The following is a 23,199-nucleotide window of genomic DNA, read 5'->3' as shown; positions in this document are numbered from 1 at the left end:
TTTTTTTTTATTTCAAAAACTCCACATTCCTTCTCAACCCCTCCAACTTCGTTCGTTTAACCGCTGAATCTTTAAATACTTTTTTAAAAACATCTTCTGTAATTTCCTCCCAATCTTTTTTGGTAAAAGAAAGTAGTTCGGGATTAGCTTGAAAAAGCGGTTCGTTATGGGGCTTTGAAAAACGGTTCCAAGGACAAACATCTTGGCAGACATCGCAACCAAACATCCAGTCATCCAATTTACCTTTCATTTCGGTGGGAATATTTTCTTTTAACTCAATTGTGAAATAGGAGATGCATTTGCTGCCATCCACTACATACGGAGCAACAATGGCTTCGGTTGGGCATTCATCAATGCAGGCTGTGCACGAACCGCAATGGTCGGTAGTTGGAGCATCATATTCTAATTCTACATCCACAATTAGTTCAGAAATAAAATAGAAAGAACCCACTTTTTGGGTTATGAGGTTGGTGTTTTTTCCCATCCAACCCAAACCACTTTTGGCCGCCCAAGCTTTGTCTAACACCGGAGCAGAATCAACAAAGGCTCGTCCGGACACTTCGCCTATTTCTGTTTGTATGAAGTGTAAAAGTTCTTTCAGTTTTTCTTTGATGACAAAATGATAATCTTGTCCGTAGGCATATTTTGAAATTTTATAACTTTCTTGGTTTTGAAATTCGGATGGATAATAATTCAATAATAAGGAAATGACACTTTTGGCACCTTCTACTAACAATGTTGGATTTAAACGCTTGTCAAAATGGTTTTCCATGTAAAACATTTGACCCTGCATGTTTTTGTTAAGCCAATTTTCTAGTCTGGGAACTTCTTCTTCAAGAAAACCGGCTTTGGAAATGCCGCAAGACAAAAAGCCGAGTCTTTTGGATTCGGCTTTAATCATTTCTGAATATTTTTCTTTAGAATTTATCAAAACTTAACAAATGAGATTTCTCGTACCTCAGAAAGACAAGATTGCAATTAAAAAAGTCCCCCTTGAATATTCGTTCTAATCTTTCCTAAATGCTTATAGGCTTTCTCTGTTACTTCTCTACCTCTAGGCGTTCGCATGATGAAACCTTCTTGAATTAAAAAAGGTTCATACACTTCTTCTATGGTTTCACCACTTTCGGAAACAGCTGTTGCTAATGTTGATAGACCAACCGGACCTCCTTTAAATTTATCAATGATCGTAGTAAGGATTTTATTATCCATTTCGTCTAAACCATGAGCATCTACATTTAATGCTTGCAAAGCGTATTTAGCAATTTCTATATCAATTTTACCATTTCCTTTAATTTGAGCAAAATCGCGAACTCTTCTTAAAAGAGCATTCGCAATTCGGGGAGTTCCTCTACTTCTGCCGGCTACTTCTATTGCTGCTTCCATTGAAATAGGTACTTTTAAAATTGATGCACTTCTTTGTACAATTGTTGTTAGAAGTTCCGTATTATAATAGTGTAACCGGCTTTGAATTCCAAAACGAGCCCGCATTGGTGCAGTAAGCAATCCTGAACGTGTAGTTGCACCTACTAAAGTAAACGGGTTCAAATTGATTTGAACAGTTCTAGCATTAGGCCCGGATTCAATCATGATGTCAATTTTGAAATCTTCCATTGCTGAATATAAATACTCTTCAACAATTGGACTTAGACGATGAATCTCATCAATAAATAGTACATCACGCTCTTCTAAATTGGTCAGCAGACCAGCTAAATCTCCTGGTTTATCTAACACTGGCCCTGAAGTAATTTTTATTCCTACCCCTAATTCGTTCGCTAAAATATTTGCAAGAGTAGTCTTTCCTAATCCCGGTGGACCATGAAACAGAGCATGATCAAGTGCTTCATTGCGAAGATTGGCCGCTTCAACAAATACCTTTAGATTATCTAAAATTTGGTCTTGTCCACTAAAATCATTAAAAGAAAGTGGACGCAATTTTTTTTCTAAGTCAAGCTCCTCAGAATTGTATTTATTATTAGTTGGGTCTAAATGTTCGTTCATGTAACAAATATAGGGAAATGAATATGCAAAATAAAAAAACGAAGCCCTTAAAAAAGGACTTCGTTATATATTAAAAATTATATTAAATTTTAATGGTGTAATTGTTCTTCATCAGGACCCATTGGAACTGTTTGCGGAACAAAATCTTCATCATGCCCCGGTTTACTGTAATCATAAGGCCATCTATGTACTTCTGGAAGAGCTCCCGGCCAGTTGCCGTGCATGTGTTCAACTGGTGCTGTCCACTCTAAAGTATTTGAACGCCATGGGTTCATTTCCGCTTTTTTACCATAGAACATACTATGGAAGAAGTTCCAAATAAATACCAATTGGAATGCACCACCAATTAAAGCAAACATGGTAATAACAACATTTACATTTTGCAAATCATCAAATAACGGGAATGCTGTATTGGTATAATAACGTCTTGGAAGACCTGCCATACCTATAAAGTGCATTGGGAAGAAAACTCCATACGCACAAACAGCCGTTACCCAGAAGTGAACATATCCTAAATTTTTATTCAACATTCTTCCAAACATTCTTGGATACCAATGATAAATACCGGCAAACATTCCATAAAGAGCAGAAATACCCATTACTAAGTGGAAGTGAGCAACAACGAAATAAGTATCGTGAACATTAATATCTAATGTACTATCTCCTAAAATAATACCAGTTAAACCTCCGGTAATGAATGTAGATACTAATCCAATAGAAAATAACATTGCAGGATTTAATTGTAAGTTACCTTTCCATAGAGTTGTGATGTAATTAAATGCTTTAACAGCAGATGGAATTGCAATCAACAAAGTTGTAAAAGTAAATACAGAGCCTAAAAATGGATTCATACCCGAAACGAACATATGGTGACCCCATACAATTGTAGAAAGGAATGCAATTGCAATGATTGATGCAATCATCGCTCGGTATCCAAAGATTGGTTTTCGAGCATTCGTTGCAATAATTTCAGAAGTTATACCTAATGCTGGTAATAATACGATGTAAACTTCAGGGTGGCCTAAGAACCAAAATAAGTGCTCAAACAATACGGGTGAACCACCTTGGTAATGTAAAACTTCACCAGAAATAAAGATATCTGATAAGAAGAATGAAGTGCCAAAACTTCTATCAAAAATCAACAATAATGCAGCTGATAAAAGAACTGGGAAAGACACAATACCAATAATCGCAGTGATAAAAAATGCCCAAATGGTTAATGGCATTCTAGTCATTGACATACCTTTAGTTCTTAAATTGATAACCGTTACAACGTAGTTCAATGAACCCATCAAAGAAGAAGCAATAAATATTGCCATAGAAACTAACCATAAAGTCATACCGGCTCCAGAACCAGGAATAGCTTGAGGTAATGCACTTAATGGAGGATAAATTGTCCAACCGGCTGACGCTGGTCCTGATTCTACGAACAAAGAAATAACCATGATTACACTTGACAAAAAGAATAACCAATAAGAAATCATGTTCATGAAACCTGAAGCCATATCACGGGCTCCTAATTGCAATGGAATTAATAAATTACTAAATGTTCCACTTAATCCTGCTGTTAATACAAAGAATACCATGATAGTACCGTGAATGGTAACTAAAGCAAGGTAAATATCGTTTCTCATCACACCTTCAGGAGCAAATTTATCTCCTAGGAGAACGTTGAAAATTTTAAAAGATTCTTCCGGCCATGCCAATTGCATTCTAAACAATAAAGACATTGCCACACCAATAATACCCATAATCAATCCAGTGATTAGGTATTGTTTTGCAATCATTTTGTGATCAATACTAAAGATATACTTTGTAATGAAAGTATCTTTATGGTGATGTTCGTGCTCGTGTCCGTGATCGTGTTCGTGTGCGTGATCGTGTGCTGACATATCTATAACAATTTTTTACTAATTATTTATTTGACGCAACTAGAGTTGAGTCTTTTGTAACATTCACAGTTGTATCAATAACTGTTTCATTTTGTTCATTGGCTTCTTTCTCAGCTTTTGCATTTTGGGCAAAAGTTGTCTTTTCACCAAGCCACTTCTTAAAATCTTCTTTTGATTCTACCACAATTTTCATTTGCATATTGTAGTGAGATCTACCACAAATTTTATTACATAATAACAAATAGTCAAAAGTATAGGGATCTAAAGCTGCTTTCCCTTCCTTAACTAATTGGATACTTTTCTCAGCTCTAATTCTATTGATTTCAGTAACTTTTTCTTGTATTGCTTTTGAATTTCTCATTTCTACAGTGGTAACAGTAGGGATAAACGCAAACTGAGTTACCATTCCGGGAACACAATTCATTTGTGCTCTAAAATGAGGCATATATGCAGAGTGCAAAACATCTTGTGAACGAATTTTGAAAAGCACTTTTACACCTTTTGGTAAATGTAATTCATTGGCTTGGATATCATCTTGTGTATTTGGATCAGCTAAATCTACTCCTAAAGTATTTGTTCCTTCAATGTATCGAACATTCGCTTTACCTAAAACATTATCTTCTCCGGCATATCTTACTTCCCAACCAAACTGTTTAGCGTAAATCTCAACAACCATTGGATTTTCAGTTTCTTCATCTACAAACATAATATTTGTCCAAGCATATAAACCATAAAGAATTAAACCAGCCAAAGTAATTGCCGGAATGATACTCCAAATCATTTCTAATTTATTGTTATCGGCAAAGTAAAGTGCTTTATTTCCTTTTTTACCTCTATACTTATAAGCAAAATAATGTAGAAGAGCTTGTGTGATAGTCTGAACAAAGAAAATCAAAATCATTGAAATCCACATTAATCTATCAACTTCTACACCATGTTCTGATGCAGAATTACTCATTAAAGGAAAGTGACCATATTCTACAACACAATAAATAGTGGTAAGATAAATGAATACTAAAAAAGCAAACATTAAATAACCATTTACATTATTATCATTATCATTTGCAATTTGTGCATTTGATGAATCACCACCTACTTGAGTTAAATCAAATATTTTGGTTAATTGCCAAATTGCAATTGATACTAAAACTAAAACAACTAGTATTAACAAACCTGTCATCTGTCTAAATCTTTAAATATTAATAATGAAAATGTTTACTTTCTTCAATAAATGGATTTCTTTTTGGAAGAAGCGGTGCTTTTGTTAGAGCTGTAAATACAACTAAAATAAACAATCCTAAGAAGAAAAGCAATGAGCTAATTTCTGCAACTCCAATAAACCACCTGTCGCCAACAGTTGCAGGCATAATCATGTTGAAGAAATCAACATAATGACCTAACAATATAACTGTTCCAGCCATAACTAAAATCCAAGTGATACGTTTGAAATCTGTATTGATAAGAATCAAGAATGGGAATACAAAGTTCATGACTACCATTCCGAAGAAAGGTAAATTATATTGTTCTATTCTAGTAACATAATATGTTACTTCTTCTGGAATATTTGAATACCATATCAACATGAATTGAGAGAACCACAAATATGTCCAAAATACACTGATACCAAACATAAATTTAGCTAGATCATGAATATGACTAGTATTTACATACTCTAAATATCCTTTTGATTTTAGGTATAATGTTACCATTGCTATTACTGTAATACCACTTACAAAGAAAGAAGCGAAAACATACCATCCGAATAAGGTAGAGAACCAGTGAGGATCAACAGACATAATCCAATCCCAAGACATGATAGATTCTGTTACAATAAAGAAAACTAAAAATCCTGCTGAAATATTAAAATTCTTTTTGTAGAATGCATTGTCTGATGCTTCGTCTTGTGCCAAACAATTTTTTCTAGAAAAATGACGGTATAAATTCCATCCGATAATGAATACTGAAGCTCTGATTAACCAAAACCATTCATTAAGGTAGCCTTTTTTACCATTAATCAATTTATCAAACTTTGGACTTTCAGGGTTTACTAATTCTGGATCCATCCATACAAATAAATGATTGAAATGAAAAGCTGCTAAAACCAACAATAAGAAAAATATTATTGAACCTACAGGCAAATAGGCAGTTATACCTTGCATTACTCTGAACAATACTGGTGACCATCCTGCTTGAGCTACATTTTGAATAGCATAAAAGGCTAAAACACCTAAAGAAATCAACATAAAAAATAATGCCGCAACATAAAAAGCTGCCCAAGGCTTATTTTGTAATTGATGTAAAACATGGTTCAAATGCTCTTCATGTTCTGCGTGAGCAGCTGCGTCATTTGCACCATGACCATGCGTATCATGAGCGTGAGCATCGTGTGAACCATGATGACCATGGGCTTCAGCTTCAAGAATTTTTTCTACATCGGCTGTGGTTTTTGGAGCAGAGATAAAACTATATCCAATTCCCAACAATCCAACAATTATCAGAACAATGGAAAAAACTTTTAATTTACTTGAAAAGGTATACATATCTATACAATCTAGTTGTCAATAATTATAATTTACTTTTTAACTGAAGGACATAATCAGTTACTAACCAACGCTCATGTTGCGATAATTGATTCGCATGAGAACCCATTGAATTTAATCCGTAAGTAATCACATGAAAAACGCTTCCTTCGGTAACCGGTCTGTCAGCATAACTTGGAACTCCCAAGAATTTTTCTCTTTCTACTAATTTGCCTTTCCCGTTTCCTTGTTCACCATGGCAAATAGCACAATAAATTCCGTATAATTCTTTACCTTTTGCAGCTTCTTTTTCAGAAATCGAATCAAGAGGTGATTTTAAGTTTAGTTTTGCCAATTCATAACCGGCAGTTGAATTTTCATAATCATAAATTTCAAAACCTCTTTTAATACTACCTTGAGGTGGTACTTGAGCTGTTTGACCTTTTAGCTGATTTTCACCATTAAAAGCATCTGATTCTGCATATGTTTCGTATCCTACAGATTGATACATATTAGGGAAAAATTGATAATTTGGACTTTTACTGTCGAAACAAGACGTAACCGAAACGGCAAGTCCAAATAACATGGCTATTTTAAATAAGCTTTTCATATTTCTATCTTAATGCTTTTCTACAACTTTAATTTCTACTGCTCCTGTTTTCTTTAAAAAATCAGTCAGTTCTTCCTCATTATTATGAACTGCAACTTCCATTAAAAAATGGTCGTCAGTAGTTCTTACATCTGGATTTTCTGCTGATTTAAAAGGCCATAATTTACTTCTCATATAAAAAGTAATCACCATTAAGTGAGCAGCAAAGAAAACGGTTAACTCAAACATAATAGGCACAAACGCCGGCATGTTTTCAATATAACTAAAACTTGGTTTTCCTCCGATATCTTGGGGCCAATCTTGAATCATGATATAATTCATCATCCAAGTAGCAACAGAAAGTCCAACACATCCATACAAGAAAGATGCAATTGCAATTCTTGTTGGTGCAAGTCCCATAGCTTTGTCTAGACCGTGAACCGGAAAAGGAGTATAAACCTCTTCAATATGGTGATGAGCTTTTCGCGTTTCTTTAACCGCATCCATTAGGATGTCATCATCATTATATAGTGCTTGTATAACTTTAGTACTCATAATTTCTTACTACTAATTATCTTAATGATTGTGGTGATCGCCTTCTTGTTCTCTTTTTCTTTTATAATTTTCACCTGAAGATTTCAAGATGGTTTTCACCTCTGCTTGAGCAATTACAGGGAATGAACGTGCATATAATAAGAACAATACAAAGAAGAATCCTATTGTTCCAATAAAGATTCCAATATCTACAAATGTTGGTGAGAACATCGTCCAAGATGATGGAAGGTAATCTCTGTGCAATGAAGTTACGATAATAACGAAACGTTCAAACCACATACCAATATTTACAACAATCGAAATTACGAACGAGAACATGATACTTGTTCTTAATTTTTTGAACCACATAAACTGAGGAGAAAACACGTTACACGTCATCATCGCCCAATACGCCCAAGCATAAGGACCTGTTGCTCTATTTAAGAAAGCATATTGTTCATATTCCACTCCGGAATACCATGCAACAAACAACTCTGTGATATACGCAACACCTACGATAGAACCTGTAATCATGATTACTATGTTCATTAATTCGATATGTTGAATCGTGATGTATGCTTCTAATTTAGACACTTTACGCATGATAATTAACAACGTGTTTACCATTGCGAATCCTGAGAAAACTGCTCCAGCAACGAAATACGGAGGAAAGATAGTTGTATGCCAACCCGGAATTACCGATGTAGCAAAGTCAAAGGATACAATTGTGTGTACAGAAAGTACAAGAGGAGTTGCTAATCCGGCAAGAACTAAAGAAACTTCTTCAAAACGTTGCCAATCTTTTGCTCTTCCACTCCATCCGAAAGATAAAACGGAATAAATTCTTTTTGTAAAAGGAGTAATCGCTCTGTCTCTCAACATCGCAAAGTCAGGAAGTAAACCTGTCCACCAGAAAACTAACGATACAGATAGATAGGTAGAAATTGCAAATACGTCCCAAAGTAATGGTGAGTTGAAATTCACCCATAACGAACCAAATTGATTTGGAATTGGAAGTACCCAGTATCCTAACCATGGACGACCCATGTGAATAATTGGGAACAAACCTGCTTGCATTACAGAGAAGATGGTCATTGCTTCCGCAGAACGGTTAATCGCCATTCTCCATTTTTGACGGAATAATAAAAGTACGGCAGAAATCAATGTTCCGGCGTGACCGATACCAACCCACCAAACGAAGTTAGTGATATCCCAAGCCCATCCAACAGTTTTATTTAATCCCCATGTTCCGATACCGGTAGAAATGGTGTAAATCATACAACCTAATCCCCAAAGGAAAGCGGTTAATGCGATTGAAAATACAATCCACCATTGTTTATTTGCTCTTCCTTCAACAGGAGCAGCGACATCTACTGTTACATCGTGATAAGTTTTATCACCTATAACTAAAGGTTTTCTAATGGGTGCTTCGTAGTGAGACGACATAATCCTTTATAGTATTTCTTATTAATTAAATTTTAATTACGTATTTCTAACTTTAACGTGATAGAATACATTTGGTTTTGTTCCAACATGTTCTAACAAATGATACATTCTATCATCTTCAACCAATTTGGCTACTTCACTTTCTTTATCATTTACATCCCCAAAAACCATTGATCCGGTAGAACAAGCACTTGAACAAGCAGTTTGGAATTCGTCTTTATTAACCGGACGACCTTCTTTTTTCGCTTTTAAGATAGTAGCTTGTGTCATTTGGATACACATAGAACATTTTTCCATTACCCCTCTTGAACGAACATTTACATCCGGATTCAATACCATACGACCTAAATCGTCATTCATGTGGAAATCGAATTCATTGTTTTTGTTGTATAAGAACCAGTTGAAACGACGTACTTTATATGGACAGTTGTTTGCACAGTAACGAGTACCAACACATCTATTGTATGCCATGTGGTTTTGACCTTGACGGCTGTGCGAAGTTGCAGCAACCGGACAAACTGTTTCACATGGTGCATGATTACAATGCTGACACATTACGGGTTGGAAAGCTACTTGAGGATTTTCAGCAGGATTTTCCATTTGACCAAATCCTCCTAACGAACCTTTTTCTCCGAATAATCCATCAAATTCCTCTTTTCTTTTTACATCACCTGCAAACGTTTCTTCAGAAGAATAATATCTATCAATTCGCAACCAGTGCATATCTCTACTTCTTCTTACTTCTGATTTTCCAACTACAGGAACGTTATTTTCTGCATGACAAGCGATTACACAAGCACCACATCCGGTACAAGAGTTCAAATCGATTGACAAGTTAAAATGATGCCCAACAGATCTATCAAAACTATCCCATAAATCTACTTTTGTAGCTTCGATTGGTTTGTGATCGATAGAAACCATTGGTGGTGGATTCCACTTCTTAGCATCTTTTTCAGTATTAAAAATGGTTAACGTAGTTTCCTTGATAATATCACCACGACCCATTAATGTTTTTTGTGCTTGAACACATGCAAATTCGTGCTCTCCAGTTTCCGGAGTAATAGTTACTGATTGTGTAGAATTGAATCCTTTATACAAAGCATACGCATTTACACCCACTTGCATTGCTTCTTTTAATGAAGCTTTTTTACCATAACCAAAAGCTAAACCTACTGTTCCTTTTGCTTGTCCGGGTTGAACAATAACAGGAACTTTTTCAATTTTAGCATTTCCAACCGAAATAGTTACATAACTTCCGTTAAGACCTCCATTGGCAACAATTTCATTTTTGATTCCCATTTTATCTGCATCAGCTTTTGAAACAGTTAAATAGTTATCCCATGAAACTCTTGTAATTGGATCTGGAAACTCTTGTAACCATGGGTTGTTGGCTTGTTGCCCATCACCCATTCCGGTTTTAGTATATAAATTTAATTCAAATTCACTTGGTTTTGCTTGAGCTAAAGCTGAAGCGGCGGCTGAGAAATCAACACCTGCTGCACTATTAGGAGACGCTGTAGCGGAAACAAATATTCCATCGTGAACAGCTTGACTCCATGACTTACCGGATAAAATTCCGTTAGTCCAAGTATCTTTTAAGTAATCGTAGTAGGTTTTATCACTTCCATTCCATACTAACAAATTATCTTGTAATTGACGAGAATTAAACAACGGACGAATAGTTGGTTGTGTAACTCCGTAAATACCTTTGATAATTTCAACATCTCCCCAACTCTCTAAATAATGAGGAGCTGGTGCAGCAATTGAAGTTAAAGAAGCCGTTTCATCTTCTTTTAATGCAATAGCAACAGAAAGTTTTGCTTTTTTCAATCCGTCAGCAAAAGCTTTACCATCTGCTAAGGTATAAACCGGATTTACACCACTCATAATAAGTGTGTGTACTTTTCCAGCATTCAAATCAGCAACTAATTCAGCAACTGCTTGATTAGAACCTTTTCTGATTTGACGGGTTTGATTTGGATTAAAAGCCTCACTATTTAATTTAGCATTGATTGCCAATACTAATAATTGTGCATTTTTATCATCAATACCGGAAACTAAAACACCTTTAGTACCCGATTGATTTAATTGTCCAGCAATATTAACAATTTCAGCTTCATTAGCTAATTTTCCAACATTTACAGGAGTTCCGGTAACGATACTGAAAATTTTAACTAATGCTAATTTTTGTTCAGCAGTTGACATCGGAATTCTTCTATCAGCTGCAGCTCCAGACAAAGTCATATTCGCTTCTAACTGAACGTGCTTTGACATTTTTCCTTGTTTAGGAACTCTACCTTGAGCATATCCTTTATCATAACCACCACCTTGCCAATCGCCTAAGAAATCAGCTCCAACAGAAACGATAGTATTTGCTTTTGAAAAATCATATTCAGCTAACGCTCTTTCTCCATAAGCTGCTTGAAAAGCATCTAATGCTTCTGAAGAAGAAACTGCATCATAAATTACATGCTTTGCAGTTGGATTGTTAGCCATAAATTCAGCAACTAATTTATTGGTGGAAGGGCTAGCTAAAGTTCCTGTTAAAAGCACAACTTGAGCTCCAGTTGCTTTTGCATCAGCCAAACTAGCCTTTACTTTAGCATCAACATCAGACCAAGTCGCCTCTTTTTGACTCACTTTTGGTTGCTTTAAACGCATGTTGTCATACATCGATAAAACGGAAGCATGAACTCTTGCATTGGCACTAAAATTGGCACCTTCAATTGTATTGTTTTCGATTTTAATCGGACGGCCTTCTCTAGTTTTCACTAAAATGTTAGCAAAATCAAATCCGTCAAACATTGTAGTTGCATAATAATCTGCAATACCCGGAATAATTTGTTCCGGTTGAACAACATAAGGAATAGATTTAATAACCGGTCCTTCACAAGCCACTAATGAAGCAGCAGCTGTACTAAAACCTACATATTTTAAGAAATCACGTCTTGACGTTGAAGAATTAGACAAACTGTCTTTATCTCCCAGAAACTCATCCGTTGGAATTGGTTCCACGAACTCATTATTTCTTAGCGTCTCAACAATAGAACTGTTATCGTTTAGCTCTTCAACACTTTTCCAGTATTTTTTGTTTGATGACATACTGTATATATATTAGCTTCTTAATTAATTAATAGTGACATTTTCCACATTCTAAACCTCCCATTTGTGCAGCAGTTAATTTCTCTACACCATATTTTTTAGAAAGTTCTTCATGTATTTTTTTGTAATATTCGTTGTCTTTCAACTTCACTTCTGTTTCTCTGTGACAATTGATACACCATCCCATTGTTAAAGGAGAATGTTGTTTCATAATTTCCATCTCTTCAACAGGACCGTGACACGTTTGACATTCAATTCCTCCAACCGTTACGTGTTGTGCGTGGTTGAAGTAAACTAAATCAGGAAGATTATGAATACGAACCCATTTCACTGGTTGCGTTTTTCCGGTATATTTTTGGTTTGCTTTATCCCAACCCACTGCATCATATAATTTTTGGATTTCACCATCATAAAAAGCTTTGCTATATTCAGGAGTGGCAGTTGATTCAGCCACTTCAGAAATATTTTTATGACAGTTCATACACACATTTAATGAAGGAATATTTGAATGTTTACTTTCTCTGGCTGCAGAGTGACAATATTTACAATCAATACCGTTTTCTCCGGCATGGATTCTATGTGAATAATGAATCGGTTGAATAGGTTCGTAACCCTGATCAACTCCGACTTGCATGAACCATCCATACACAAAGTAAGCACTAGACAACAAGAAGAAAATAACTGTAACTAAGACTAAAAATTGATTTTTAGCGAAAGCCTTCCAAATCGGTAATGATTTTTCGCTTTTTGCGACTTCTAACCCGTTTGCTTTAGCTATTCTGGTTAATACATTGTTCACCAAAAACAACATCACAACCAACATCGCTAATACTAAAGCAAGAGCACCAAGAATTACTTCGTTTGAAATTCCACCAGATTGAACTGAACCTTGATCTCCTCCAGGAACAGCAGCTACTGCCGCCGGTGCAGGAACTGGCTCCATTGTATAAGCAATGATATTATCAATATCCGCATTAGACAACTGAGGGAAAGCCGTCATTGGGGACTTGTTGAACTCATTGAATACTTTGTTTGCTCTTTCGTCTCCTGATTTGATTAAATCAGCACTATTGCGAATCCATTTATACAACCATTCTTTTTCATATTTATCACCCACCCCACGTAATGCAGGCCCAGTCATTTTAGCGTCCAACTTATGACAAGCCGCACACTGAGCATTGAATAATGCTTTTCCGGCAGCAGCATCACCAGTAGCAGAAGGTGCAGGTGTGGCAGTTGCGGCAGCATCAGGTGCAGGAGTCACAGCATCTTGAGCAAAAAGTTGAATTGAAAAAGTTAGCATCAAAGCTAAACTGAATTTTAGTATTCTGGAAATCGAATTATGGTTACCCACCTTTTTCATATAAGTAGTTATAATTTGTCGACTAATTTTGGTATAATTTTTTCTATGTATTTAATAAAACATGCTTTTTATTAAAAACTCCGACAAAAATACGACTTATGAACTATTCTCAAAACCTTAAAATAACCTTAAATAGTAATTTATATTTATTCTAAATAATATTTATTGTTTTGTTTTATTTCATAAGCTGTACATTTGCATAAAAATCAATTCATTATGCTTTTCAAAGAAAGAAAAAATCTGTTGCGTTCCTTATTTTTATTAGTCTTTTTATTTGGTTTTCAAACTGTAATTAGTCAAACAACCACCGTTGAACAAGATGCGAAATTTGAACAATTGTTAAACGAAAAACGCAAGGTTAACGCATCTTTAACAATGAATGACAGGTGGAAAATTCAATTATTTACCGGTAATAGTGAAAATGCAAAAAAAGAATTATTACAATTTAAAAAAGAGAACAAAAATTTTGATGCAACAATTGTTTTTCACACACCTGTTTACAAAGTTTGGGTAGGGAATTTTAAAACAAGGATTGAAGCTGAGAAAAACTTGAAAGAACTAAAAACGAAGTATCCAAATGCATTTTTAATAAAACCCAATAAATAAAAAAATCCCGATAAATCGGGATTTTTTATGCTTATTATTTTAGTTTTTTCTTGACTTCTACTTGGCTGAAACTTTCAATCAAATCGTTTATCTGAATATCGTTATATCCTTTGATTTGCATACCACAGTCATATCCTTTAGAAACTTCTTTTACATCGTCTTTAAAACGTTTAAGAGCAACTAATTCACCAGTATAAATGACTACTCCTTCACGAATTAATCTAATTTTAGAACTTCTAATGATTTTTCCATCAATTACCATACAACCGGCAATTGTTCCAATTTTAGAAATTTTAAAGGTTTCACGTATTTCGGCAGTTCCTGAAATTTCTTCTTTCATTTCCGGAGACAACATTCCTTCCATTGCATCTTTTAAATCATCAATTGCATCATAGATAATTGAGTAGGTTTTGATATCAATTTCTTCTTTATCAGCCAATTGTTTTGCATTTCCGGCAGGGCGAACATTAAATCCAATAATAATCGCATCAGAAGCAGAAGCTAACAATACATCCGATTCTGTAATGGCACCAACACCTTTATGAATAATTTTAATTTGAATTTCTTCCGTTGACAATTTAGAGAAGGAATCAGAAAGAGCTTCTACAGAACCATCCACGTCACCTTTTAAGATAATATTCAACTCTTTAAACTGACCTAATGCAATACGTCTTCCAATCTCTGCAAGGGTAATGTGTTTTTGCGTTCTAACCGATTGCTCACGCATTAATTGAGAACGTTTCGCCGCAATTTGTTTTGCTTCGCGTTCGTCTTCAAAAACATTGAATTTATCTCCCGCTGTAGGAGCTCCATCAAGACCTAAAATGGATATTGGCGTTGAAGGTCCAGCTTCTTTGATTACTTTTCCACGTTCATCATGCATCGCTTTCACTTTACCATGATTTTTACCCGCCAATACATAATCTCCAACTCGCAATGTACCCGCTTGTACTAAAACAGTTGATATATATCCTTTTCCTTTATCTAAGAAAGCTTCAATTACTGTACCGACCGCTGGTTTATCTGGATTTGCTTTTAAATCTAATAATTCTGCTTCAAGTAAAACTTTTTCAAGTAATTCTTTTACACCCATACCCATTTTAGCAGAAATATCATGTGATTGAATTTTTCCACCCCAATCCTCTACCAATAAGTTCATTCCGGCTAATCTTTCTTTAATTTTTTCCGGATTAGCATTTGGTTTATCAACTTTATTAATAGCAAAGATCATAGGTACACCAGCTGCTTGAGCATGACTAATGGCTTCTTTGGTTTGAGGCATGATGTCATCGTCAGCAGCAATTACAATAATTGCAATATCGGTTAACTGAGCACCACGTGCACGCATAGCCGTAAACGCTTCGTGACCGGGCGTATCTAAAAAAGCAATTTTTTGACCATTTTCTAAGGTTACACCATAAGCACCGATGTGCTGCGTGATTCCTCCGGATTCTCCAGCAATTACATTCGTTTTACGAATATAATCCAAAAGAGATGTTTTACCGTGATCAACGTGACCCATAACCGTAACTATAGGTGCACGAAATACAAGATCTTCTTCTCTGTCCTCAACAACTTCAATAGCTTCTTCAAGATCGGTTGTAATAAATTCAACTTCATAACCAAATTCATCCGCAACAATAGAAAGTGTTTCTGCATCTAAACGTTGGTTCATAGTTACCATGATACCCAATGACATACATGTTCCAATTACTTTAGTAATAGGCACATCCATCATTGTAGCAATTTCTCCAACAGTAACGAATTCCGTTACTTTCAAAATTTTACTTCCTTCTTCAATCGCTTTCAACTCATCATCATTTCGTTGACGATGTGTTTCTCTTTTATCTCTTCTATACTTGGCAGCTTTACTCTTATTTCCTTTACCCTGAAGTTTTTCAAGCGTTTCACGAATTTGTTTTTGAACTTCTTCTTCGGTTGGCTCTACCTTTGCAACAATTGCGGGTCTAACACCCTTATTGAAGCCTGGCTTACCTTGCTGCGGACGATTATTCCCTTGACCATTTCCTTGTCCTTGTCCTGGATTCGTTCCTGGTTTTGGTGGAATTCTTTTTCTCTTATTTTTCGCATCATTAGCATTTCCACCTTGATTTGAAGGCTTGTTGGGTTGAATTTTTGGTTCTTCCTTTTTCTTTTTAGGCTTATCAAATTGAGATAAGTCAATGCGTTGACCTGTAATAGTAGCTCCAGATAGCTTTTGATATTGTGTTTCAAACTTCTCTTCAACCAAAGGTGCTTCATCAGCTTCTTCTTTGGATTGCTTGGTAATTTCTTCTTTCGAAACTTCAGGTTTTTTTGAAACTTCTTGTTTTACTTCTTTTTCAACTTTAACCTCTTTTACAACTTCAACAACTGGAGTTTCTTTTTCAACAACTATTTCTTTTACTGTTACTACTTCTTTTTTAACTTCTTCTTGTGGAATTTGCTTTTTAGGATCCAATTCAATTTTCCCAACTTGTTTTGGCCCAGTTACTGTAGCTTTGGCCTTGATCACTTCTTGTTGTTGTTTTAACAACTCTTCTTCTTGTTGCTTTTTAAGAAACTCTTCTTTTTCTCTTTCTATTCGAAGAGCTTCTTTCTCTTTACGCTTTTCTTCTCCAACCTCTTTAGAAGCTGCTTTGTTCCCTTTATCGCCAGCAAACTCATTACAAAGAATTGTATATTCACTTTCAGAGATTTTTGTATTTGGACTGGCTTCAATTGAAACACCTTTGTCTTTTAAATAATCGACAGCCCTCTCCAAAGAAATATTTAATTCCCTTAAAACTTTATTAATTCTTATGTTCTTTTCTTCAGACATATATTTTTATTAGTGTGTGTTCAATTCACTTTGAAGATTAAGCTTCAAATTCAGATTTTAATATTTTAATCACTTCCAAAACAGTTTCTTCTTCTAAATCTGTTCTTCTAACTAAATCTTCAACAGAATGTTTCAATACGCTTCTAGCGGTATCTAATCCAATTTTTGCGAATTCATCAATTACCCATCCATCAATTTCATCAGAGAATTCCGTTAATTCAACGTCATCTTCTTCTTCTGCAACATTTCCTTCACGAATTACATCTAACTCATATCCTGTTAAAAAACCAGCTAATTTGATGTTATGACCTCCTCTACCGATGGCTTTAGAAACTTCTTCTAACTTCAAATATACTTCGGCTCTTTTTTTATCTTCATCTATTTTGATGGATGAAACTTTTGCCGGACTCAAGGCTCTGGTAATGAATAATTGATTGTTATTCGTATAATTAATTACATCAATATTTTCATTCCCTAATTCTCTAACAATTCCATGAATTCTTGACCCTTTCATTCCGACACAAGCTCCAACAGGATCAATTCTATCATCATATGAATCAACAGCTACTTTCGCTTTTTCACCAGGAATTCTAACCACTTTTTTGATCATAATCAATCCGTCAAAAATCTCAGGAATTTCTTGTTCAAAAAGTTTTTCCAAGAACTTTTCAGATGTTCTAGACATAATGATTTGGGGTTTATTACCTTTCAATTCAACACTTTCAATAATTCCACGAACATTATCTCCTTTTCTGAAAAAATCGGATGGAATTTGTTTTTCTTTTGGTAAAACAATTTCATTTCCGTCATCATCAACTAAGATAATAACTTTTGGTCGAACATGATGCACTTCTGCAGAATAAATTTCACCAATTAAATCTTTGAATTGTTTATAAAGGTTTGTACTGTCATGCTCATGAATTTTTGAAATCAAATTTTGACGCAAAGCTAAAATAGCTCTTCTTCCTAAATCAATTAATTTCACCTCTTCCGATACATCTTCTCCTACTTCAAAATCAGGCTCAATTTTTCTAGCCTCTGATAAAGAAATTTCAGAATTCTCATCTTCTACTTCACCATCTGCCACCACCACTCTATTTCTCCAAATTTCCATATCTCCTTTATCAGGATTGATAATGATATCGAAATTATCATCAGAACCATATTTCTTTTTTAAGGCATTTCTAAACACATCTTCCAAAATGGCCATAAGGGTCACACGATCAATTAATTTATCGTCTTTAAACTCTGAAAATGATTCAATTAATGCTATATTTTCCATGCTACTCTACTTACTTATATTTAAAATGTTATTGTCACTATTGCTTCTTTAATTTCTGAATAGGGTAATTCCAATTTTTTTTCAACGGTTTCTTTCCCTTTTCCAATTTTTTTGGGTTCTCTTGCAGACCATGATAAAGTGATAAAATCTTCATTTGCGTCTATTAAAAGAGCTTCTATCTGATCATTTCCGGTTTTAACTTTTAAAGTCCTACCAATATTTTTTTTATATTGTCTTACCAATTTAAGCGGAGAAGACAATCCTGCAGATGCTACTTCTAATGAAAAATCATTCACTTCTCTGTCTAAATTGTTTTCAATTGCTCGACTTATATCAATGCAGTCTTGTAATTGAACACCATCATCGCCATCCAAAGTTACAATAATTTTCATTGCATCCGTTATTGTGAGGTCAATAAGAAACAACGATGGTCTCTCTTCTATAGCCTGCTCTAATAACGCCTCAACTTGTTGTTTAAATGTCATGATTTTATAAAAAGAGGGGAGCTTTGCTCCCCTCATTATCCATTTTCTTAAATAATGGTGCAAATATAGTGTTTTTTTTTATATTTGAAAATTCAATTTAAATTCAAAAATAAATTGTACCTTTATAATCTAAAATTAAGACAAAACCAACCAATTTCTTATAACTTTTTTTATGAAAAAAATTTTAATTCCAACCGATTTTTCTCAACATGCCGAATACGCTTTAAAAGTGGCTGCTCAAATTGCAAAAAAACACAATGGTGAAATCATTTTACTTCACATGCTTGAATTACCACATCAATCTGGAGATGCTGTTTCGGCAGGTCATGCTTTACCTGAGATTATGTTTTTTAAAAATGCTGCCATTGCAAAATTAGAGAACCTGATGGAAGCTGACTATCTTGAAGGTTTAAAAGTTTCAGAAGTTATTCAGTTTGAATTAGCATTTGATGGAATCCTTAAAATCATTCAAAAAAATGATATTGATTTAATTGTAATGGGCTCTCATGGAGCGAGTGGATTCAAAGATATGTTTATCGGTTCTAATGCAGAGAAAGTAGTTCGTCATTCTGAAGTTCCTGTTTTAATCATCAAACAAGAAAATCCTAATTTTAATGTAGATAATTTTGTTTTTGCTTCGGATTTTTCTGATGAAGTAAAAAAACCTTTTGCTAAAGCGGTTGAAATAGCTAATAAATTTGGTGCAAATATGAATTTAGTAATGATTAATACTCCAAATAATTTCAAATCAACATTAGTTGCACAAGAAATAATGGATAAATTCATTGCTCAATTTAATATCAACAATTATACATCTCATATTTTTAACGATGCAAATGTTGAAAAAGGAATTTTAAACTTTGCAAACAGCACAAACGCAGACTTGATTGGAATGTGTACACACGGCAGAAAAGGTTTAGCTCATTTTTTTAACGGAAGTATAAGTGAAGATTTAGTAAATCACTCCGTAAAACCGGTACTTACTTTCAAAATATAAGAGTTGAAATACCTGAAAAATAAAAAAGCCCACTCAATTTGAGCGGGCTTTTTTGTTGGTCCACTAGGACTCGAACCTAGAAAGACGGCACCAAAAACCGTAGTGTTACCATTACACCATGGACCATCAATTGCTTGATTGCGGGTGCAAATTTAGTACAATTTTTATTCTCTGCAAATTATTAGCTCCTTTTTTATGTGATTTTTTGTTTGAAAAGCAATTTCAAAAAATCTTCAATTGATTTTTAGCAAGTTAAAAAAACTTGTTTGAGAAAATTTTGTTAAGCAATAGTGGTTTCCATAAAAAAATAGTTTCTTTGTATGACTTTACAGCCAATTTATAATTAGCATACATGATGACATTTAATTTTAAAAAATGGAACAACATCCTTGGATGGACTACCTTTTTAATTGCCTTAATCACGTTTACATTAACCGTTGAACCCACCTTAAGTTTTTGGGATTGTGGCGAATACATTGCAACTTCCGCAAAATTACAAGTTGGACATCCGCCAGGAGCACCCTTATTTCAGATGATGGGAGCCTTTTTTGCAATGTTTGCTCCTGAAGCATCAAAAGTTGCATTAATGGTCAATATGATGTCTGTTTTTTCTAGTGCATTTACGGTTTTATTTCTTTTTTGGTCATTAACTATTCTTTTGAAAAAAGTAGTTTCTTCTTTTCAAAATATTGGAAATTACGAAGGTATTGCCATTTTAGGTGCCGCTTTTGTGGGTGCAGTTGGCTTTACTTTTACGGATAGTTTTTGGTTTAATGCCGTAGAAGCTGAAGTGTATGCGATGGCTTCTTTGTTTATCGCTATATTATTTTGGTTAGCATTACGATGGGAAGAGGAAATGCATACTCCTAGAGGGAATAAATGGTTGCTGTTGATTTCTTTAATGACTGGACTTTCTTTTGGCGTCCACTTTATGGCTCTTTTGACCATACCATCCATAGGATTACTCTATTTCTTTAAAAATTACAAAACCGTTACTATTAAAAGTTTTATTATTGCTAATATTGTTGTTGTTGCCATATTATTGTTCATTTTCAAAATGCTTTTACCATTAACCATGTCACTTTTTGGAAAAACAGAAGTTTTTATGGTTAACTCCATTGGTCTTCCTTTTGATTCAGGTACAATCTTTATGACACTCATTTTGATTGCTTTCTTTTATTTTGGATTGAAATACACTAAAGCTAAAAACTTACCGCAGTACAATACCTTATTATTGTGTGTGCTTTTTATTTTTATCGGATTTTCAACTTGGATGATGCTTCCGATTCGTGCCAATGCAAATGTTGTGATTAATGAAAATAAACCTTCTGATGCGAGAGAGGTTTTAGCCTATTACAACAGAGAGCAATATCCTCAAAATCCTCTGTTTTATGGTCCACAATTCACAGATATGTTTGCAGGTTTAGACCCAGACGAACCTTATCTTGACAAAGCACCAAACTATGAAAGAGATTATAAAACCGGGAAATATATCATCACAAACAATTACATCAATGCCACTCAAAACAGTCATGGTGATCATAAAACTATTTTACCAAGAATGTGGAGCAGTGACAATGCTGAAAACTACATGAAGTTTACAAATCTTGTAAATTTTAAAATCGATCCTGAGTATGCTCATGAAGAAGAATTAGTTGACATTGTAGCACAATTCAAACAAGCTTACGCTTCCGGTAGATTAGACGATGAAGATTATATCACTTTTTTAAAATCATATGGTAATTATTTGATTGTTGAAAAACCATCTTCAATCGATAATTTGAAATTCATGTTTGAGTACCAATTTGGTTACATGTATGTTCGCTACCTATTATGGAATTTTGTAGGAAGACAAAGTGACGTTCAAGGAAAATATGATAATGAAGGGAATTGGCTAAGCGGTATCAATTTTATTGATGAAATTTTCCTTGGTTCACAAAAAAACTTGCCACAAGATGTTTTAAATAACAAAGGGCGAAACACCTATTATTTTTTACCTTTTATTCTTGGAATTATTGGAATGCTTTTTCATTATAAAAAAGATATTAAGGGATTCTATGTTCTATTTGTCTTATTCTTATTCACAGGTATTGCCTTAAAAGTATATCTTAATGAACGACCATTTGAGCCAAGAGAAAGAGATTATGCTTTAGTGGGTTCATTTTATGTTTTTGCCATTTGGATTGGTCTTGGCGTATATGCCTTTTTTGACTTTATTAGAAAATGGTTGAATCCAAAAATAGCACTTCCTGTTGTATTGGGATTAACGTTATTGGCAAACCCTGTTTTATTGGCTAATCAAAATTGGGATGACCACGACCGTTCAAATAAATATACTGCTTTGGCTAATGCGAAAGGATACTTAGAATCATGCGAACCCAATGCCATCTTATTTACTATTGGCGATAATGATACTTTCCCACTGTGGTATGCTCAGGAAATTGAAGGAATCAGGAGAGATGTTAGAGTGGTAAACACTCAGCTTTTTATGACGGATTGGCATATTGATCAAATGAAAGCAAAAGCGTATGACTCCGAACCTTTACCGATTTCATTTGACAGAAACTTGTATGTAGGTGATAAGTTAGATTATGTTATTTCAAACGAAATCACTCAAAACCGTTGGGAATTAAAGAACTTTTTAGATTTTATTAAAAGTGATGACCCAAATACATTATTAGAAACGCAAAGCGGACAAAGTATTCATTTTTTCCCTACTACAAAAATTAGAATTCCAGTTGATAAAAATGCCGTAATCAAAAACAAAGTAGTAAATGAAAAATATTATGATTCCATTGTTCCTTTTATGGATATTGAAATAAAAGATAGAGCGATTTACAAAGCTCGTATCATGATGTTTGATATTATTCAAAACAACAATTGGAAGAGACCAATTTATTTCACCGGTGGAAGTTTTAGCGATGAAGATTATCTTTGGATGAAAGAATATTTACAATTGGATGGTTTAACCTATAAACTTGTTCCAATCAAAACGCCAATAGATAAAGAGTCGCCTATGGATATGGGTCAAATTGATAGCGATAAAATGTATGATATTGTTATGAAATGGGACTGGGGAAATGGTGAACGAACCGACATTTATCATGATGTGGAAACTAGAAGAAACAGTATAACTTACCGTACCAATCTGTCCAGATTAATGCAACAACTTATTTTGGAAGAAAAAAATGAAAAAGCTGAGAAAGTAATCGAATTGGCTTTAACTAAAATGCCTATTGATTATTATGGATATTATACCATGGTAGAACCTTTTGCCGGAGGTTACTACAGCATAGGAAAAACCGAAAAAGCTCGCGAACTTTTGCAAAAATTGATACTTAAATACCAAGATCAATTGAATTATTTTACTCATTTAAAATCATCCGATCAAAACGATAGAATGATAGAAATCGTTACTAATATTGAAAGATATCGCTCACTTTTAATAACTATGAATCTGAATGATGATATAGAATTTTATGAAAAACAAAAAGCTATTTTTAATAGCTACAACAAACGCTTTGAACGATTTAAACGTAAAAACGAATAATAGTTAAGAGCC

Annotated in this window: 16 protein-coding genes and 1 tRNA gene; 3 read left to right on the top strand and 14 right to left on the bottom strand. The window is 34.3% G+C overall.

The features are described 5' to 3' along the window. Positions 1-7: 7 nt before the first annotated feature. The 10 genes from queG to H601_RS0108815 all read right to left on the bottom strand — a co-directional run bounded on the left by queG (position 8) and on the right by H601_RS0108815 (position 13,446). A complete protein-coding gene (gene queG / locus H601_RS0108860) occupies positions 8-931 on the bottom strand; it encodes a tRNA epoxyqueuosine(34) reductase QueG (protein WP_026711183.1) in 924 nt (307 codons plus the stop codon). A gap of 47 nt (positions 932-978) precedes the next feature. Further along, a complete protein-coding gene (gene ruvB / locus H601_RS0108855) occupies positions 979-2,001 on the bottom strand; it encodes a Holliday junction branch migration DNA helicase RuvB (RefSeq protein WP_026711182.1) in 1,023 nt (340 codons plus the stop codon). Positions 2,002-2,090: 89 nt separating this feature from the next. Continuing rightward, positions 2,091-3,893: a cytochrome c oxidase subunit I gene (locus H601_RS0108850; RefSeq protein ID WP_026711181.1), complete on the bottom strand. Its 1,803-nt coding sequence runs from the start codon at positions 3,891-3,893 to the stop codon at positions 2,091-2,093. Between the two features lie 22 nt (positions 3,894-3,915). Beyond that, positions 3,916-5,073 carry a cytochrome c oxidase subunit II gene (locus H601_RS0108845; protein ID WP_026711180.1) on the bottom strand — a complete coding sequence of 386 codons (1,158 nt, stop codon included), beginning with the start codon at positions 5,071-5,073 and terminating at the stop codon, positions 3,916-3,918. Positions 5,074-5,092: 19 nt separating this feature from the next. Further along, positions 5,093-6,433, bottom strand: a complete 1,341-nt coding sequence (locus H601_RS0108840) for a hypothetical protein (protein ID WP_026711179.1) — start codon at positions 6,431-6,433, stop codon at positions 5,093-5,095. Positions 6,434-6,458: 25 nt separating this feature from the next. Continuing rightward, complete coding sequence (locus H601_RS0108835; protein ID WP_026711178.1) at positions 6,459-7,022, bottom strand: c-type cytochrome; 564 nt, start codon at positions 7,020-7,022, stop codon at positions 6,459-6,461. Positions 7,023-7,031: 9 nt separating this feature from the next. Continuing rightward, positions 7,032-7,556: a DUF3341 domain-containing protein gene (locus tag H601_RS0108830; protein WP_026711177.1), complete on the bottom strand. Its 525-nt coding sequence runs from the start codon at positions 7,554-7,556 to the stop codon at positions 7,032-7,034. Between the two features lie 21 nt (positions 7,557-7,577). Then, a complete protein-coding gene (nrfD, locus tag H601_RS0108825; protein ID WP_026711176.1) occupies positions 7,578-8,981 on the bottom strand; it encodes an NrfD/PsrC family molybdoenzyme membrane anchor subunit in 1,404 nt (467 codons plus the stop codon). Positions 8,982-9,017: 36 nt separating this feature from the next. Further along, positions 9,018-12,083 carry a TAT-variant-translocated molybdopterin oxidoreductase gene (locus H601_RS0108820; protein WP_026711175.1) on the bottom strand — a complete coding sequence of 1,022 codons (3,066 nt, stop codon included), beginning with the start codon at positions 12,081-12,083 and terminating at the stop codon, positions 9,018-9,020. A gap of 28 nt (positions 12,084-12,111) precedes the next feature. Next, positions 12,112-13,446: a c-type cytochrome gene (locus tag H601_RS0108815; protein ID WP_026711174.1), complete on the bottom strand. Its 1,335-nt coding sequence runs from the start codon at positions 13,444-13,446 to the stop codon at positions 12,112-12,114. Between the two features lie 216 nt (positions 13,447-13,662). On the opposite strand from H601_RS0108815, the gene H601_RS0108810 reads away from it, so the two are divergent. Beyond that, on the top strand, positions 13,663-14,052 hold the full coding sequence (locus H601_RS0108810) for an SPOR domain-containing protein (RefSeq protein WP_051220706.1): 390 nt from the start codon (positions 13,663-13,665) through the stop codon (positions 14,050-14,052). 34 nt (positions 14,053-14,086) lie between these two features. On the opposite strand, the gene infB is transcribed toward H601_RS0108810, so the two are convergent. From infB to rimP, 3 genes are read right to left on the bottom strand one after another with little or no spacing between them, the layout of a single operon-like run. Further along, positions 14,087-16,873, bottom strand: a complete 2,787-nt coding sequence (gene infB / locus H601_RS0108805; protein ID WP_026711172.1) for a translation initiation factor IF-2 — start codon at positions 16,871-16,873, stop codon at positions 14,087-14,089. Positions 16,874-16,910: 37 nt separating this feature from the next. Beyond that, on the bottom strand, positions 16,911-18,155 hold the full coding sequence (gene nusA, locus H601_RS0108800; RefSeq protein WP_026711171.1) for a transcription termination factor NusA: 1,245 nt from the start codon (positions 18,153-18,155) through the stop codon (positions 16,911-16,913). Between the two features lie 20 nt (positions 18,156-18,175). After that, complete coding sequence (gene rimP, locus H601_RS0108795; RefSeq protein WP_026711170.1) at positions 18,176-18,640, bottom strand: ribosome assembly cofactor RimP; 465 nt, start codon at positions 18,638-18,640, stop codon at positions 18,176-18,178. 172 nt (positions 18,641-18,812) lie between these two features. Between rimP and H601_RS0108790 the strand changes: the two genes are divergently transcribed. Beyond that, positions 18,813-19,637 (top strand): universal stress protein, encoded by an 825-nt coding sequence (locus tag H601_RS0108790; RefSeq protein ID WP_026711169.1) that lies wholly within the window; start codon positions 18,813-18,815, stop codon positions 19,635-19,637. Positions 19,638-19,692: 55 nt separating this feature from the next. On the opposite strand, the gene H601_RS0108785 is transcribed toward H601_RS0108790, so the two are convergent. Then, positions 19,693-19,763, bottom strand: a tRNA-Gln gene (locus tag H601_RS0108785). A 226-nt stretch (positions 19,764-19,989) separates the two neighbouring features. On the opposite strand from H601_RS0108785, the gene H601_RS0108780 reads away from it, so the two are divergent. Next, complete coding sequence (locus H601_RS0108780; protein WP_026711168.1) at positions 19,990-23,187, top strand: DUF2723 domain-containing protein; 3,198 nt, start codon at positions 19,990-19,992, stop codon at positions 23,185-23,187. The last annotated feature ends 12 nt before the right edge of the window (positions 23,188-23,199 follow it).

The sequence above is a fragment of the Flavobacterium filum DSM 17961 genome, from assembly GCF_000425465.1.
GTDB lineage: Bacteria > Bacteroidota > Bacteroidia > Flavobacteriales > Flavobacteriaceae > Flavobacterium > Flavobacterium filum.
Note: the sequence above shows the minus strand (reverse complement) of the source record. Positions and strands in the feature narration are given on the sequence as shown.

Coding starts and splice junctions, on each gene's coding strand:
- infB (WP_026711172.1), bottom strand. CDS start 16,873: ATGTCTGAAGAAAAGAACATAAGAATTAATAAAGTTTTAAGGGAATTA.
- H601_RS0108835 (WP_026711178.1), bottom strand. CDS start 7,022: ATGAAAAGCTTATTTAAAATAGCCATGTTATTTGGACTTGCCGTTTCG.
- H601_RS0108820 (WP_026711175.1), bottom strand. CDS start 12,083: ATGTCATCAAACAAAAAATACTGGAAAAGTGTTGAAGAGCTAAACGAT.
- H601_RS0108845 (WP_026711180.1), bottom strand. CDS start 5,073: ATGACAGGTTTGTTAATACTAGTTGTTTTAGTTTTAGTATCAATTGCA.
- nusA (WP_026711171.1), bottom strand. CDS start 18,155: ATGGAAAATATAGCATTAATTGAATCATTTTCAGAGTTTAAAGACGAT.
- H601_RS0108810 (WP_051220706.1), top strand. CDS start 13,663: ATGCTTTTCAAAGAAAGAAAAAATCTGTTGCGTTCCTTATTTTTATTA.
- ruvB (WP_026711182.1), bottom strand. CDS start 2,001: ATGAACGAACATTTAGACCCAACTAATAATAAATACAATTCTGAGGAG.
- H601_RS0108830 (WP_026711177.1), bottom strand. CDS start 7,556: ATGAGTACTAAAGTTATACAAGCACTATATAATGATGATGACATCCTA.
- rimP (WP_026711170.1), bottom strand. CDS start 18,640: ATGACATTTAAACAACAAGTTGAGGCGTTATTAGAGCAGGCTATAGAA.
- H601_RS0108780 (WP_026711168.1), top strand. CDS start 19,990: ATGATGACATTTAATTTTAAAAAATGGAACAACATCCTTGGATGGACT.
- H601_RS0108815 (WP_026711174.1), bottom strand. CDS start 13,446: ATGAAAAAGGTGGGTAACCATAATTCGATTTCCAGAATACTAAAATTC.
- nrfD (WP_026711176.1), bottom strand. CDS start 8,981: ATGTCGTCTCACTACGAAGCACCCATTAGAAAACCTTTAGTTATAGGT.
- H601_RS0108790 (WP_026711169.1), top strand. CDS start 18,813: ATGAAAAAAATTTTAATTCCAACCGATTTTTCTCAACATGCCGAATAC.
- H601_RS0108840 (WP_026711179.1), bottom strand. CDS start 6,433: ATGTATACCTTTTCAAGTAAATTAAAAGTTTTTTCCATTGTTCTGATA.
- H601_RS0108850 (WP_026711181.1), bottom strand. CDS start 3,893: ATGTCAGCACACGATCACGCACACGAACACGATCACGGACACGAGCAC.